At 67.1% G+C, this 14,522-nt stretch carries 14 protein-coding genes; 4 read left to right on the top strand and 10 right to left on the bottom strand.

The window, feature by feature from the left end:
* Positions 1–129: 129 nt before the first annotated feature.
* From ABQY74_RS01265 to poxB, 4 genes are all read right to left on the bottom strand, one after another.
* Positions 130–927 carry a hypothetical protein gene (locus tag ABQY74_RS01265; protein WP_126968228.1) on the bottom strand — a complete coding sequence of 266 codons (798 nt, stop codon included), beginning with the start codon at positions 925–927 and terminating at the stop codon, positions 130–132.
* Positions 928–1,362: 435 nt separating this feature from the next.
* Positions 1,363–2,703 (bottom strand): sigma-54 dependent transcriptional regulator, encoded by a 1,341-nt coding sequence (locus ABQY74_RS01260; protein WP_349793020.1) that lies wholly within the window; start codon positions 2,701–2,703, stop codon positions 1,363–1,365.
* A complete protein-coding gene (locus ABQY74_RS01255) occupies positions 2,688–4,130 on the bottom strand; it encodes an ATP-binding protein (protein ID WP_349793018.1) in 1,443 nt (480 codons plus the stop codon). Before ABQY74_RS01255 ends, ABQY74_RS01260 begins: the two co-directional genes overlap by 16 nt.
* Before the next feature lie 46 nt (positions 4,131–4,176).
* Positions 4,177–5,886 (bottom strand): ubiquinone-dependent pyruvate dehydrogenase, encoded by a 1,710-nt coding sequence (gene poxB / locus ABQY74_RS01250; protein WP_181098388.1) that lies wholly within the window; start codon positions 5,884–5,886, stop codon positions 4,177–4,179.
* Between the two features lie 364 nt (positions 5,887–6,250).
* Here poxB and ABQY74_RS01245 point away from each other — a divergent pair, with 364 nt between their 5' ends.
* Complete coding sequence (locus tag ABQY74_RS01245) at positions 6,251–6,847, top strand: diffusible signal factor-reguated Ax21 faimly virulence factor (RefSeq protein ID WP_016904049.1); 597 nt, start codon at positions 6,251–6,253, stop codon at positions 6,845–6,847.
* A 272-nt stretch (positions 6,848–7,119) separates the two neighbouring features.
* Here ABQY74_RS01245 and ABQY74_RS01240 read toward each other — a convergent pair whose 3' ends face one another.
* From ABQY74_RS01240 to ABQY74_RS01215, 6 genes are all read right to left on the bottom strand, one after another.
* Positions 7,120–8,145 (bottom strand): NAD(P)H-dependent glycerol-3-phosphate dehydrogenase, encoded by a 1,026-nt coding sequence (locus ABQY74_RS01240; RefSeq protein WP_349793016.1) that lies wholly within the window; start codon positions 8,143–8,145, stop codon positions 7,120–7,122.
* Between the two features lie 15 nt (positions 8,146–8,160).
* Positions 8,161–8,676 carry a protein-export chaperone SecB gene (gene secB / locus ABQY74_RS01235; RefSeq protein WP_349793014.1) on the bottom strand — a complete coding sequence of 172 codons (516 nt, stop codon included), beginning with the start codon at positions 8,674–8,676 and terminating at the stop codon, positions 8,161–8,163.
* 110 nt (positions 8,677–8,786) lie between these two features.
* Positions 8,787–9,224 carry a rhodanese-like domain-containing protein gene (locus ABQY74_RS01230; RefSeq protein WP_016903395.1) on the bottom strand — a complete coding sequence of 146 codons (438 nt, stop codon included), beginning with the start codon at positions 9,222–9,224 and terminating at the stop codon, positions 8,787–8,789.
* 76 nt (positions 9,225–9,300) lie between these two features.
* Positions 9,301–9,723, bottom strand: a complete 423-nt coding sequence (locus ABQY74_RS01225; RefSeq protein ID WP_039518349.1) for a hypothetical protein — start codon at positions 9,721–9,723, stop codon at positions 9,301–9,303.
* A 28-nt stretch (positions 9,724–9,751) separates the two neighbouring features.
* Positions 9,752–10,222, bottom strand: coding sequence for a YiiD C-terminal domain-containing protein (locus tag ABQY74_RS01220; protein ID WP_026064546.1), 471 nt, complete (start codon positions 10,220–10,222; stop codon positions 9,752–9,754).
* Between the two features lie 138 nt (positions 10,223–10,360).
* Positions 10,361–11,170 (bottom strand): glycosyltransferase family 25 protein, encoded by an 810-nt coding sequence (locus ABQY74_RS01215; protein WP_211914585.1) that lies wholly within the window; start codon positions 11,168–11,170, stop codon positions 10,361–10,363.
* Between the two features lie 212 nt (positions 11,171–11,382).
* Between ABQY74_RS01215 and ABQY74_RS01210 the strand changes: the two genes are divergently transcribed.
* From ABQY74_RS01210 to ABQY74_RS01200, 3 genes are all read left to right on the top strand, one after another.
* A complete protein-coding gene (locus ABQY74_RS01210) occupies positions 11,383–12,159 on the top strand; it encodes a uroporphyrinogen-III synthase (RefSeq protein ID WP_372470008.1) in 777 nt (258 codons plus the stop codon).
* A 103-nt stretch (positions 12,160–12,262) separates the two neighbouring features.
* On the top strand, positions 12,263–13,240 hold the full coding sequence (locus tag ABQY74_RS01205; RefSeq protein ID WP_349793012.1) for a uroporphyrinogen-III C-methyltransferase: 978 nt from the start codon (positions 12,263–12,265) through the stop codon (positions 13,238–13,240).
* Entirely contained in the window at positions 13,237–14,502 is a 1,266-nt protein-coding gene (locus ABQY74_RS01200; protein ID WP_016903401.1) for a heme biosynthesis protein HemY, read from the top strand. Before ABQY74_RS01205 ends, ABQY74_RS01200 begins: the two co-directional genes overlap by 4 nt.
* The last annotated feature ends 20 nt before the right edge of the window (positions 14,503–14,522 follow it).

The following is a 14,522-nucleotide window of genomic DNA, read 5'->3' as shown; positions in this document are numbered from 1 at the left end:
CTCCAGATGAAGTGAGAACCGGCCGATGCCGGCAAGCCGCGCCCGTCGCCACGCATGCTGCGTGGTAAACAGGCGCGTAGAGGGGAACGCGACGGGTAGGCGCCGCCGCGTGGGCGGCGGCGCCCTGGATCAACGCGGCGCCGGAGCCGGCGCTGGCGGTGCGGCCGGCGGGACAGGCGGTGCCGGTGGTGCGGGCGGCACCGGGCCGTCCGGGCGCGGCGGGCTGAACAATGCACGCTGCGAGGCGCGATCGCGGCCCAGTTGGGTGGCTTCGATGGCGCGGCCGTTGGCGGTGGCAACCCCGAAGCCGCTCACGCTCAATGGCGCGCCGGCCCGCAGCAGATCGCCGAACTGCAGCGCCAGATGCGGCGGCATCCGCACCAGCGTGCCGTCGCTCAGCAACGCGCCATTGGTCTCGCCACCCGGGCCGTAGACCAAGCGCTCGATGCGTCCTTCCGCCTGCAACGGCGTCAACGCGGCAGGTGCTGGCGGCGCCGGCGGCATGGCGCCCGCCGGCGGCTGGTCGACCACTTCGCGCCCACCACGATTGGAGCGGATGCTGCTGGCGCGCAGCACCGGTAGGCTGCCCAGGCGATAGCCCTGCACGCTCACCGTATCGCCACGGCGCACCGCAGCCTGCAACTGTGCGGACAGATGCGGTGCAAATGCCACCTGGGTGCCATCGCGCAACCACAGGCCGTCGACCTCGCCATTGGGATTGAGCATGAAGCGCTCGACCGTGCCGGTGATGCGCACCGGGGTGGCTGCCAACGGCGCAGGCGGTGCGGGCGGCAGCGGCGGAGCCGGCGGTGGCGTGCCGACCGGCGCACGCGGCGCCACCGGTGCTGCCGGCGGTGTGGGAGCCTGCGCGGCAGCGGTTGCCACGCTGCAGGCCAGTGCGAAAGCAAGTGCGGTCTGACGAATCATGCGATGTCTCCAACGCGGCAGGAGCGCCGCTCGCCCTGGAGATAAAGCAGCAATCGTGCCAACAGTGAATCCGTTGTTTTATAAGGGTTTTGTGTCTGCACGCGCGCGGACAGTCGTCTGCGTTTCATACACCACTGTCCGCTTTGCAGACACTTTGCAGCTCGGTTGTGCGTCGACCCTGCAAGGCAAGAATGTGCCGGGCGCGCTCGACGGTAGCGTGCGCGTGCCGAGGTCCGGGCTGGATCTCGAACGCGTGGTACTGCGCTTTCCGGCTGCACCGTTTGCTGGTGGAAGGCCATTGGCCAATGCTGCGAGAGGCAGCAGCGGCATGCAACCAACAGGTGCGCGCGACAACACATGCGCGTGCGTCTGTGCGCGTACTGCGTCGTGACCGAGGCGGCAGCCTGCAGACATCGCGCCCGGTGATCGCTGCGCCTACTGCAGGCCGTACTCATCGAGCTTGCGGTACAGCAGCTGGCGATGAATGCCGAGCCGGCGCGCGGCTTCGGCGCGGTTGCCGCCACTGTGTGCCAAGGCGTCCTGGATCATCTGCTTTTCCAGCCGCGCCACCGCCTCGGGCAAGGTGCCTTCCGGTGGCGCTGCAGTCGTGGGCTGCTCGGCATCGTACTCGAGCGCGTCGTCCAGATCCGCGGCAACGATGCTGTGGCCGCGCACCAGCAGCTGGCTACGTTGCATGACGTTACGTAGCTCGCGCACGTTACCGGGCCACGGGTAGGCCAGCAGCCGCGATTGCGCGTCCGCCGACAGCGTACGCGCCGCGCCTTCGCCGCTGCGCAAAAAATACTGCGCAAGCAGCACGATGTCCTGCCCGCGTTCGCGCAGCGGCGGCAGTTCGATCGGCACCACATTGAGGCGATATCGCAGATCGCTGCGGAACTGTCCTGCCGCCACCCACGCCGCCAGATCGCGATGCGTGGCCGCCAGCACGCGCACATCCACCTTCTGCGCGCCGCGCCCGCCCAGCGGCGTCACTTCGCCTTCCTGCAGGAAGCGCAACAACTTGGCCTGCATCGGCAGCGGCATGTCGCCGATCTCGTCCAGGAACAACGTGCTGCCATCGGCTTCGCGAATCAGGCCGATGCGGTCGCTGGTCGCCCCGGAAAAGGCGCCCTTGCGATGGCCGAACAATTCGCTTTCCATCAACTCCAACGGGATCGCCGCGCAATTGACCGCGACAAATGCCGCCGCCGCGCGCGCGCTGGCGCGATGCAGGGCGCGCGCGACCAGTTCCTTGCCGGTACCGGTTTCGCCGGTGATCAACACCGGCAGATCGGAAGCTGCCGCCAGCCCGACGCGTTTATGCACGGTACGCATCGCCGGACTGTGGCCGACCAGGCCGTCGTCGTCGTCGAGTGGTTCGCTCGCTGCGGCATCGGTGTCGGCATCGGCGCGACTTGCCAATGCACGCTCCACCACCTCGACGATATCGGCACGCCCCACCGGCTTGACCAGGTGATCGAACGCACCCAGCGTCATCGCTTCGATGGTGTTGCCGCTGGAGGCATACGCGGTGAGCATCACCAGCGGCACCTGGCGCGTGCGGGGATCGTCCGCACGCGCACGCAGCACCTGGATGCCGTCCATGCCGGGCATGCGGAAGTCCACGAACGCCAGCTCGATGCCGCCCTCGTTCAGGCGCAGCAAACCATCGGCGCCGTTGTCGACCGCGATCACCGTATGGCCGAGCGAGCGCAGCGTTGCCTGCAAGGTGGCCAGAAACGCCGCATCGTCGTCGATGATCAGGATGCGCGCCATGGCAGCTCCAGAATGAAATGGGTCATACCGTCGGCGTGTGCATAACGCACCTGCCCGCCATGTGCACGGGCGATCTCGCGCACCAGCGCAAGCCCCAGGCCATTGCCGTCGGCGCGACCGCTGACGAACGGCTCGAACAATTGCGAAGCGATGGCATCGGCGATGGCCGCGCCACGATTGCTCGCCTGTAGCTGCAGCAACCCATCGCTGGCGCCGGCCTCCAGTGTCACCGCGCTGCCTGCATCGGCGTGCTGGAGCGCGTTGCGCAGCAGATTGTGCACGGCACGGCCGAGCTGCTGCGGATCGAGTATCCACTGCAGCGGCGTGTCCGGGACGCGCAGCTGTGGCGCCGGCGCGCCCGGCGGCAGCACGGCAGGATCGAGCAAGCTCGCCAGCCAGTCCTGCACCACCACCGTTTCCAGCTGCAGCCGGATTGGCTGCACCATGCCGAGCAGGCTTTCGACCACCCCATCCAGGCGACGGATCTGCCCCAGCATCAGCTCACCGTGCGCGGCATCGTCCGGCGTGCCCTGGCGCGTGGCGATTTCGTTCTCCACCGCAAGGCGCATCGTGGCGATGGGGTTGCGAATCTCATGCGCCACCGTGGCGGTCAGGCGCCCGAGTGCGGCCAGCCGCTCGTGCCGTGCCAGCTCGTCGGCCAGCCGCCGCGTCTGCGCCAAGGCCTGCGCATTGCGCTGTGCGTAATCGCTGACCGCAGCGCCCAGCCGGTCCAGCTCGGGTGCGCCGGTGACCGGAATCTGCGGAAGTTCGGTATCGGCGGCCAGCGCCTGCTGGATGCGCTGCAGGCGCTGACTCCAGCGCCGTACCACCACGCCCAGGGCAATCGCCGATACCGCCACCATGGCGAAGATCAACAGCATGCCGATCGCCAGCGGCCGCCAGGCATCGGAGGTGCTGGCCGGCACCCGCGACATGGTCCAAGCGGCGGTGCCCGCGGCCAATGGGCAGGCGCTGATCAACACCACTTCACGGCTGCCGTCGCGACGAAAATCCACGGCCTTGTTGCCCACCGCACTCTGCCGCGCGGTACTGACGATCGTGGTCCACTCGGCGGCCGGGATATCGGTCTTGTGATCGCTGCCGTCGTAGGTGGGATAGGCGTAGGCAACGAATCCCTTGTCGAGATTCCATACCCCGCCCTCCACACCGGGCGCATCGGCCAGCACCAGTTGCACCACCACCGCGGCCAACCCGGCGCCGTTGTCGCCGCTGCGCGCTGCTTCACTTGCGCCAGCGTAGCGCTGCTCGATGCGTGCGCATTGCGCGGTCAATTGCTGGCGCGCATCGTCCAGTCGCACGCCTTCGGTCTGTCGGTACAGGCCATACAACATCGTGGCCACGCCCACGCAGGCAGCCAGGATCACCACCCAGATCAGCAGCAACTGGCGCAACAAGGAACGAGGCATGCGAGGGTCCGGTAAAGACGTGCAGTTTCAGAACGCGGTAACTGTGTCAGCGCATGTTGGTCTTGACCAGATCGATCACCTCATCGCCGCGCCCACTCATCACTGCCTTGAGCAGATACAGGCCCATGCCTTTGGCCTGTTCCAGCTTGATTGCCGGCGGCACCGCCAGTTCCTGCGTGGCGATGCGCACATCCACCAGCGCCGGACCGGAATGCGCGAAAGCCTGCCGCAATGCCCGCTCCAGTTGCGCGGACTCATCGACCCGAATGCCCAGGATGCCCATCGCATTGCTCATCGCCGCGAAGTCCGGATTGCGCAGCTCGGTGCCGGTGTCCAGATAGCCGGCGGCCTTCATCTCCATCGCCACGAATCCCAGCGAAGCGTTGTTGAACACCACGATCTTCACCGGCAGACGCAGCTGCGCCAGCGAGATGAAATCGCCCATCAGCATAGCAAAACCGCCATCGCCGGACAGCGCAATCACCTGACGGCCCGGATACGCCGACTGCGCACCCAGCGCCTGCGGCATCGCATTGGCCATCGAGCCGTGGTTGAACGAACCGAGCAAGCGGCGTTGTCCGTTCATGCGCAGGTAGCGCGCGGCCCACACCGTCGGCGTGCCGACATCGCAGGTGAATACCGCATCCTGGTCGGCGATCTGGCTGATCATGCGCGCCACGAATTGCGGATGCAGCGGCTCGCCTGGATCGGCCGGCACCGCCAGATCGTCCAGTCCCTCGCGCGCCTTGCGATAGTGCGCCAGCGCCTTGTCCAGGAAGTCGCGTTTCTCGCGTCGCTGCAGCTGCGGCAGCAAGGCGGCGATGGTTTCGCCCACATCCGCTGCGATGCCCAGCTGCAACGGCGTGCGCCGTCCCAGCGCGCTCGGGTCGCGGTCCACCTGCACGATGGTCGCGTCCTTCGGATAGAACTGCCGATACGGGAAGTCCGTACCCAGCATGATCAAGGTGTCGCAGTTGAGCATTGCGTGGTAGCCGGAGCTGAAACCGATCAGGCCGGTCATGCCGACATCGAACGGGTTCTCCCACTCCACATGTTCCTTGCCGCGCAAGGCATGCACGATCGGCGCGCCCAGGGTGTCGGCCAATGCCACCACCGCATCGTGTGCGCCCGCGCAGCCGCTGCCGCACAACAACGTGATCGCTTCGCTCTGTTGCAGCAGCGCGGCCAGTTGCTGCACATCTTCGGGAGCCGGCAGCACGCGCGGTTGGCGCAGTTGCGGCCAGGCCGTGGGAATGTGCCTGTCCACTTCCAGCAATGCGATATCGCCGGGGATCACCACCACCGCCACGCCTTGCTGCAGGATGGCCGCACGCATCGCGCGGTGCAGCACTTCCGGCAGCTGCGCCGGATTGGTCACCAACTCCACAAAGTGACTGCACTCGCGGAACAGTTCCTGCGGATGCGTCTCCTGAAAATAGTTCAGCCCGATCTCGGACGAGGGAATATGCGCGGCGATCGCCAGCACCGGCTGGCGGCTGCGATGGCAATCGAACAGCCCGTTGATCAGATGCAGGTTGCCCGGCCCGCAGCTACCCGCACACACCGCCAGCTTGCCGGTCACCGCCGCCTCGGCGCCGGCAGCGAATGCGGCCACCTCTTCGTGGCGCACATGCATCCATTCGATCGTCTGCATCTCGCGCAAGGCATCGGTCAGGCCGTTGAGGCTGTCGCCGGTCAACCCCCAGATCCGCTCCACCCCCGCGCTCTGCAGCGTCTCGGCCAGAAACCGCGCCAACGTCTTTTTCTTCGCCACGATGCAGCTCCACGCTTGTTCGACAAGCCTGGCATGCTCCCAGTCACAGTGTCAGCGCAATGTGCTTGCACGCTGCAAACGCGGTAAAAATCACTGAAAAACAGCCGCTTCTATACATGCGCGTCACATCGACGCGATGTAACCGCCAATGCATCACGCTTTGCGCGTGCGCTACGCGCATTGCAATTTGATGACAAGGAAGCGGAGCTGAACTGGGCGCGATGATTCATGGACCAGTCAGTCCAAAATTCATGTCGCGTTCCATCGAATAACGGAGAATTTACATCTCGGCAGCGAACGGCATCCGCCTCAGCGCCGGCCCAAACCATAAGTACAGGTATCGATCATGAAGAATTCCCTGCTGGCCCTCGGCCTTCTCGCAGCCCTGCCGTTTGCGGCCTCCGCTGCTGAAAACCTCTCCTACAACTTCGTCGAAGGTGACTACGTGCGCACCCCGACCGAAGGCCGCGACGCTGATGGTTGGGGCGTGAAGGCGTCCTACGCCGTCGCTCCGAACTTCCACGTGTTCGGCGATTACAGCAAGCAGAACGCTGACGACAACGACAACGTGTTCGAAAGCTCCAACTCCGACTTCCAGCAGTGGGGCGTCGGCGTGGGTTACAACCAGGAAATCGCCACCAGCACCGACTTCGTTGCTCGCGTTGCCTACCGCAAGCTGGACCTGGACACCCCGAACATCAGCTTCGACGGTTACAGCGTTGAAGCCGGCCTGCGTAACGCCTTCGGCGAGCACTTCGAAGTCTACGCCCTGGCTGGCTACGAAGACTTCTCCAAGAAGCGCGGCATCGACATCGGCGACAACTTCTACGGCCGCCTCGGCGCCCAGGTCAAGTTGAACCAGAACTGGGGCATCAACGGCGACATCCGTATGGATGGCGACGGCAACAAGGAATGGTCGGTCGGCCCGCGCTTCAGCTGGTAAGCCGCACGTTTGACTGCAACGCGACTCTCTCTCCCGCGTTGCATTGGAAGCCCGGTCCCCCGACCGGGCTTCTTTCTTTTGGGCGATCGGCTGGCGCTGCGCACATCGCGCTATAGCGGCATGTGCGCAATGCGGCTGCTGTAGAAGCCCGGTGCAGCGCGCTCAAGCGGCTACAGCTTGCCGCCAACCTTTGCGATCGGCAGCAACAAAAAGCCCGGCAATGCCGGGCTTTTTGTTGTTTCTGCGCAGCGCGTCAACGCGCGATGCCACGATCAGGTGAACAAGGTCTGCGGGTACTCGGGCTTGCGCTCGCGTGCCAGCAATTCCTTCAGACCTGCTTCCGGGGTGATCTCGCCATGCAATACCGCACGCACGGCGTTGGAGATCGGCAGCTCGATGCCGTGATGCTCGGCCTGACGCATGACTTCGTCGGCGGTCTGCACCGATTCCACCACCTGGCCGATCTCGCGGATCGCATCGTTCAGGCTCTGTCCGCGTCCCAGGGCCAACCCCAGCCGTCGGTTGCGCGACAGGTCACCGGTGCAGGTGAGCACCAGATCGCCCAGACCCGCCAGGCCCATCAAGGTCTCCGGCCGCGCACCGATCGCCGCCGCCAGGCGCAGCATCTCGTTCAAGCCGCGCGTGATCAGGCCGGCACGGGCGTTGAGACCCAGCTGCATGCCATCGGCCACGCCGGTGGCCACCGCCAGCACGTTCTTCATCGCACCACCGAGCTCGGCGCCCACCATGTCATCGCCCGTATAGGCGCGGAAGGTGGGGCCATGCATGGCATCGGCCACGACCTGCGCAAAGGCCGCATCGTCGCCGTGCACGGTGATGGCGGTCGGCAGGCCGAGCGTGACTTCCTTGGCGAAGGACGGCCCGGTCACCACCGCCAGCGCAACGCCGGGGCCGAGGATGTCGCGCGCCACTTCGTGCAGGAACCGCCCGGAACCGGGCTCGAAGCCCTTGGTCGCCCACGCAACGCCGGCACCGGCCGGACGCAACGGTGCGATCAACCGGATCGTCTCGGTGAATGCATGCGAGGGCACCACGACCAGGATCCAGCCGGCATCGGCAATGGCCAGTTGCAGGTCGGTGGTCGCGCGCAGGCTCTCGGGCAGTGGAATCCCCGGCAGATAACGCGCGTTTTCATGGGTGCGGTCGATGGCATCCACCATCGCCGCATCGCGTCCCCAGAGCACGGTCGGGTGACCGTGCCTGGCGAGCAGCGCGGCCAGGGCCGTGCCCCAGGAGCCGGCGCCGAGAACCGCGATCTTCTGCGTCGAATCGCTCATCGGCGCACGCAAGGCTTAGGCGTTGCCAGCCGGCTCGGAATCGGCCAGCGAGGTGCCTTCGCCCTGCGAACGCTGGCGCAGGGTTTCTGCGTACAGCGCTTCGAAGTTGATCGGCTGCAGGTAGAACGGCGGAAAGCCGCCGGCCTGGATCAGGTCGCTGACCAGCGTGCGCACATACGGGAACAGGATGTTCGGGCACTGGGTGCCGAGCAGCACGTCGATCGCCTGCGGCTCCAGGCCGACCAGGCCGAACACGCCGCCCTGCTGCACTTCGGCCACGTAGGCGGTCTTGCCACCGGCGGTGCAGGTCAGGGTCACGGCCAGCACCACTTCGAAGGCGTTGTCGTTGAGGCGCTGCACCTTCTGGTTGAGGTTCAGCTGCAGCTCGGGCTGGTTGGCGTCATTGAAGACGGACGGCGCGTTCGGCGATTCGAAGGAAACGTCCTTGACGTAAATCTTCTCGATGGTGAAAGCGGGGCCAGCAGCGGCGTCGGCCGGCGCAACCGCGCCGTTGATGATTTCGTCGGACATTCCTAACTCCAGAAACGGTTCGGTGGATGCAGCGTTGAATGATGCAAACGTGAAAGTGCGAGTCTCTCACGCCAGCAATGGGGACTTGCCCGGCGCCTCACAAGGTGCGGTCAGGCGCGGCCCTTGACCAGCGGCAGCTCGGCCATCTGCCAGGCGGCCACGCCGCCATCGAGCCAGTAGACCTGCTCGAAACCGGCTTTCTTCAGCGTCTTGGCCGCGCCTGCGGAGGCATTGCCGTTACGGCACACCACCACCACGGGCGAGGACTTGGCGTTGGCGAGCAGCTTGCCGGCCGGGTCGAACTTGGCCAGCGCCACGTTGCGGCTGCCGGCGATGTGGCCTTTTTCGAAATCGGCGGTCGGCGACAGGTCGATCACCAACGCGTTCTCGCTGTTGATCAAACGGGTCAGCTCGGCCGGCTTGAGTGCGCGATACCCACGGAACAGGCGCGCGACCTCGGTGACGATCAGGGCGATGGTCAGGCCCACCAGGGCCAGCGACAACATGGGGTTGCGGCCGACAAAGGCCTGCAGCTCTTCGAAATTCACGGGGTCAGGGTCAGTCAAGCGGGCGGGAATTGTCGCACAGCTGGCGCGCGCGACGGCCAGGCGCCGGTGGCACGGGCTACTGGCCCTGCCACAGATCGGGCAGGCCGCTGGCCAGCCACCAGCGTTTGCGCTCGGCATCCCAGCGCCACAGCTCGATGCTGCGCACCAGCCGCTCGGCCTGGGTATTGCGGTTGATCACCCGCAGCTCGACCTCGCGGCGCAGGTCGCCGTTGCCATCTTCGCCCACCCGCAGCTCGCGGTAGCCGGAGATCTGCACCTGTTCGTAGCGCGAGCGTTCGAGATCGCTGAGCGGATGCGCCTGGGCGTAGGTCGGCTCGACAAAGCCCTGCGCGGCATCGAAATCGCTCCAGCGCACCGCGGCGGTGTAGGCGGCCTGGGTGGTTTCCAGCGCGCGTGCCTGGGCACGGCTGCCGGCAGACGCCACCCCGCTGACCATCGCCAGCCCGAGCAACAACATTGCCCCGATCACTGCACGCATGCGCATTCCCCCAAGTCCAGCGCGCATCCTACCGTTTTGGAAACGCCACGAAGCGCCCGCTCAGGGTGGCCGCCGCCGCACCGGACCCCAGCGCGATCTGCGCACGCATGCCGATGCGCGCCTTGCCGCGCTGCCGGAAGGTCGCCAGGAACGCCTCCCAGCTACCGAGTTCGGACGGCTCGGCATTGGCCACCAGGTCTTCGTAGACCGGGGCGACGTAGCGCAGCTGGCTGTCGGCCACGTAGACATCGGCGCTGTGCCCGGCCAGTTGCAGTTGCAGCGTCAGCCAGCCCCAGCTGGCCAGCGTCATCAACGAGGCCAGGCTGCCGCCGAACGCGTTGGCCTTGTCGTTGACGTTGGCCTGCAGCGGCGCACGCAAGCGCAACGCGCCGTCATGCAAGCCGTCGACGGCAATGCCCATCGACAGGACCGGCGGCATGGCGATGAACTGTTGCTGCAGCGATTGCAGGGCGGATGCGAGCGTGCACGAAGGAGTCATCGGCGAAGGCTGAAAGACGGCGAAGGGCGGCATCATGCCGCAATGTTCCGCGAGCGTCTTGTGCACTGGAATGACATGCGGTACCGCATGGTGAACGCGTACGGCATCGCGTCGCCGCACGCCTGGGTCTTGCCCGGCTCAGGGCGCGAACATGACCTTGCGATAGCCCTGCGCCACACGCAGCAACGCGGTGGCCTTGGCCTTCCAATGCGCGCTGCGCTGCCTCTGCGCGTGCGTCAACGGCGCATCGATGGTGCTGGTGAACACGATCTGCTCCGGAGCGGCGTGGAAGAACTTGTCCTGGATGCAGGCCGCCGGCGCCAGCTGATAGGTGGACAGCTGCTGTGCGACCGGCGATTCGTTCCAGCCGAACAGGAAAATGTCGGCCATCGTGTGCCAGCGCGCGTCGGCCGCCAGCAGCAGGCGCGCCGCATCGCGGCTGAGGATCAGCGCACCGGCGCAGACCGGCCAGCAGTGTTGGTGGGTCGAGGGACGCACTAGGCGCAGCTGCCGGCCACCGACTTCGGCGACCTTGGCATCGAGCTTGATGCGGTTGTAGGACGGCTCCAGCCGCACGATGCTGTTGCCGCCTGGCAGCCACTCGCTGCTGCGCAGCAGCGCCGGCAGCGCGTCGGACAGATGCATGTCGTCTTCGAAGATGGCGGTGTAGGCGTCGTCGGAGTCGGCTGCGATGCGCCACGCGGCCTGATGGCTCAGAAAGCACCCGATGTTGGAGGCGGTCCACTTGCGCGGGCCGGTGCTGAAGGCATCCCCGGAGCCTTCCAGCGGCCGCTCGCGTGCGAAGTCGGCAATCTGCGCAGGCGTCAGGGTGGCGCCATCCACTGCAGGAATCCGCTCGAACGGCAGGCCCAGCGCGTGGAACTGCGTCGACATCGCCTGCAGGCGCTCGCCGCTGCGCTGCATGTTGATGAGGTAGGACTTGATCACGGCGCCACTCCAGCTCGATTGTCGTGGCGGATCGTGGGCGGAAGCGGTCATCGGCACGGACCCGGGGACGAGGTTCTGGCCGCAGAAACGCAGGCATCGCGTCGAGCAGGCACGCAAAGGCCAGACAGCGCGCGAGGATCGAATCGCCGCCAGCGCCATCACAGCGCGCGACACCCGCCCCCGATAACGCACGGCTCTCGCATAATCACTGGATGACACCTCCCGCCCCAGCTGCCGACGCCTGGACCCTGATTTCGCTGCGGCCCAGCGGTGAACACGCGCCGCTGCGGCGGGCCGCCGCGCGGCACGGCGGACGGCTGCTGGCGCTGTCGCCGTGGCGGCTGCAGACCAACGACACCCCGCAGGCACGGGCTGCATTGCGGCAGGCCTTGCACGCGCCGATCGCGGTGTTCACCAGCCCGGCCGCAGTGCACGCGGCGCATCGTCTGGCGCCGCTGCAGCGGCCGGCGCAGGCGCAGTGGGTGAGCGTGGGAGACGGCACTGCGCGCGCGCTGCAGGCCTGCGGCATCGACACGGTGATACGCCCGGCGCGCATGGACAGCGAGGGCCTGCTCGCATTGCCGCTGTTCCGGCAACCGCTGCAGGCCGTCGGGCTGGTCACCGCCCCGGGCGGGCGCGGCATGCTGGCGCCGGCCCTGGAGCAGCGAGGCGCCCGCATCCTGCGCGCCGATGTCTATCAGCGCGTGCCGCTGCACCTGCGCGCATCGGCAGTGCGTGCCCTGGCGGACGCGCTGCCCGCTAGCGTGCTGGCGCTGAGCAGCGCCGAAGCGCTGACGCTGGTGCTGCAGCAACTGCCTGGACCGCTGATCGACGCCTTGCGGCAACGCCCGCTGGTGGCCTCCAGCGAGCGCATGCTGCAAGCCGCACACGCCGCTGGCTTCCAGCAGGTGCTGCGCGCCGCAGGTCCCTTGCCCGAGCAATTGGCCGCTGCCGCCGCCGCGATCGTGACACCATCGCGACCTTGCTGAACTTCGAACTCAAGCACGGCTTGCGGCTGTCTGCCGCTGCACGCCATGCTGTGGCAGATGACTGCGGCACCTGCACCCGTCGTGACCGCGCGAGGATGGACGAATGACCGAAATGCCCGCTTCCACGCGACGCTTTCCCCTGGCATGGCTGCTGCTCGTCGTCGCGCTGGCCGCCGTGGGTGTGGCGCTGTTCTTAGGTTGGCGCGCATGGCAGGGCTATCAAAGCGCGCAGCTGCAGGCCGCCGAGGCGCAGCAGCAGCGGTGGGATGGCACGCAGCAGATGCTGGAGACCTTGCGCCGCGACCAACGCCTGGCCAACGAACGCCTAGCGGATGCGGCAGCGACCAACCGCGTGCTGCGCGACGAGATGCTGGGCCTGAGCCAACGCAGTGTCTTGCTCGAAGAAACCGTGCAAAAACTCGCCGATCCCAACCGCCACGGTGCGCAGGCGCTGCGGCTGGATGAAGTGGAGCTGCTGCTGCGGCTGGGCCAGCAGCGGCTGAGCATCGCCGGCGACGCCGACGGGGCGCGCCGCGCCTACGCGCTGGCCAATGCCGCACTCAATGGCATCGACGATCCCGGCTATCTCAACCTGCGTCAGGCGCTGGTGCAGGAACGCGACGCACTGGATCGTCTGGGCGCCGGTCCGCAGGCGCAGGCCGGCCACACCCTGGATCAATTGGCCGGCGACCTGCTGCGCCTGCCCGAACAGACCGCTCAAGAGAGCGAAGCAGCGCAGCCGTGGTGGCAGAAAGCACTCACGCCGCTGGTGGACATCCGTCCCAGCCGTGGCGATGCACTGCTGACCGGCGGCAACCGCCATGCCGCGCGCGACGCCTTGCAGATCGAGGTCAGCCTGGCCCGCGCTGCGGCCGAGCGCGGCGATGCAGCCGGCTTTGCGCAATCGCTGCGCCGGGTGGACACCTGGACCACCCGGCTATGGCCGGATTCGCCACAACGTCGCCAGGCACGTACCCGCCTGCGCACGCTGCAACAAGCGCCACTGCGTCCGCGCCTGCCGGAACTGGGCACCACCCTGCTGCAACTGCAGGCCATGCGTGAAGGGAGATCCACCCAATGAAAGTGTTGCGTACTGTCTTGATCCTGTTGGTTGCCGTGGCGCTGGGCGTGCTCGGTGCGCAATGGCTGTCGCATCAGACCAGTTACGACCTGGGCAATGTGGTGGTCAGCGTCGGCGGCAACGACTACCGCGCCGCCATGCCGCAGGCGCTGCTGATCCTGGTCATCGCGCTGCTGGTGCTGTGGCTGGTGTGGACGCTGGTTAGCCTGCCGTTCCGGGTCTGGGGCAAGTACCGCCGCAGGAAGGGCCGCGCCCGCCTGATCGAAGGCTTGCGCGCAGCCGATCACGGCCAGTGGCAGCGTGCTGAGCGCCTGTTGGTCAACGCCAGCGAGGATGCGGAGGTCAGCGGCATCGCCCTGGCCAGCGCAGTGCGGGTTGCCGATGCACGCGGAGACGAGGTGGCGGCCAACGCGCTGGCCCAGCAATTGGCCGAATGCGACCCCACCGCGCATGCGTTGCTGCAGGGCGAGCGGCATCTGGCGCGGCAACGCCCGGTCGAGGCGATCAATGCGCTCGATCATGCCAACGCGCAACCGCTGCCGGCGCGCGGCCTGCTGCTGCGCACGCACGCCCTGGCGCAGATCGGCCGCGCCGACGAGGCCTATGGTCAGCTGGGCGCATTGCGTCAGCAGGCGGTGCTGGCACCGGAGGCCTACAGTGCACTGGAAGCCACGCTGGCCGAGCAGACGCTGTTGCAGGCCGGCGATGCCAATGCCCTGGCCGAACGCTGGGAAGCGCTGCCCAAACCGCTGCGTACCTATCCCGCGGTGGTGGGTGCCTATGCACAGCGCGCGGCAGTGCTGCACTGGGACGATGCGGCGGTGCATAGCCTGGAGCAGGCGCTGGATACGCAGTGGGACGAATCGCTGGTGCGCCTGTATGGCGTGCTGCCGCTGGAAAAATACGATTCGCGCCGCGCCAGTGCACAGCGTTGGCTGACCCAATACCCGGACAGCCCGGGCCTGTTGCTGACCCTGGCGCGTCTGGCACGCCACCAGCAGCAGTGGTCGCAGGCCGAAGAGTTCCTGCATCGCGCGGTGGCCAATGGCGCGGGCAGCGAGGCCTGGGAAGAACTCGGCCACGGCTTTGCCGCCGCCGGGGATCTGCTGTCCGCACAGCATTGCTATGCCAACGCCCTGCGTGCCGCACGCGGCGAGCCGGTGCACGAGGGCTTGCCACAGCAGTCGCTGCGCGGGCCGATCGTATCGGCCTATGCAACGCCGCCGGCCGATCCGCTCGCACCGGATGATCGCGTGCTTTGATCTGAGGTCTGACCGCTATT

Origin of the sequence: Xanthomonas sp. WHRI 7064, from assembly GCF_040202355.2 — a bacterium.
GTDB classification, from domain to species: Bacteria; Pseudomonadota; Gammaproteobacteria; order Xanthomonadales; family Xanthomonadaceae; genus Xanthomonas; species Xanthomonas arboricola.
This window is presented reverse-complemented; position numbering and strand designations above follow the sequence as displayed.

Excerpts from the sequence above, each read along its gene's own strand:
- ABQY74_RS01265 (WP_126968228.1), bottom strand. The coding sequence starts at position 927 with ATGATTCGTCAGACCGCACTTGCTTTCGCACTGGCCTGCAGCGTGGCA.
- ABQY74_RS01260 (WP_349793020.1), bottom strand. The coding sequence starts at position 2,703 with ATGGCGCGCATCCTGATCATCGACGACGATGCGGCGTTTCTGGCCACC.
- ABQY74_RS01255 (WP_349793018.1), bottom strand. The coding sequence starts at position 4,130 with ATGCCTCGTTCCTTGTTGCGCCAGTTGCTGCTGATCTGGGTGGTGATC.
- ABQY74_RS01245 (WP_016904049.1), top strand. The coding sequence starts at position 6,251 with ATGAAGAATTCCCTGCTGGCCCTCGGCCTTCTCGCAGCCCTGCCGTTT.
- ABQY74_RS01240 (WP_349793016.1), bottom strand. The coding sequence starts at position 8,145 with ATGAGCGATTCGACGCAGAAGATCGCGGTTCTCGGCGCCGGCTCCTGG.
- secB (WP_349793014.1), bottom strand. The coding sequence starts at position 8,676 with ATGTCCGACGAAATCATCAACGGCGCGGTTGCGCCGGCCGACGCCGCT.
- ABQY74_RS01225 (WP_039518349.1), bottom strand. The coding sequence starts at position 9,723 with ATGCGTGCAGTGATCGGGGCAATGTTGTTGCTCGGGCTGGCGATGGTC.
- ABQY74_RS01220 (WP_026064546.1), bottom strand. The coding sequence starts at position 10,222 with ATGACTCCTTCGTGCACGCTCGCATCCGCCCTGCAATCGCTGCAGCAA.
- ABQY74_RS01210 (WP_372470008.1), top strand. The coding sequence starts at position 11,383 with ATGACACCTCCCGCCCCAGCTGCCGACGCCTGGACCCTGATTTCGCTG.
- ABQY74_RS01205 (WP_349793012.1), top strand. The coding sequence starts at position 12,263 with ATGACCGAAATGCCCGCTTCCACGCGACGCTTTCCCCTGGCATGGCTG.
- ABQY74_RS01200 (WP_016903401.1), top strand. The coding sequence starts at position 13,237 with ATGAAAGTGTTGCGTACTGTCTTGATCCTGTTGGTTGCCGTGGCGCTG.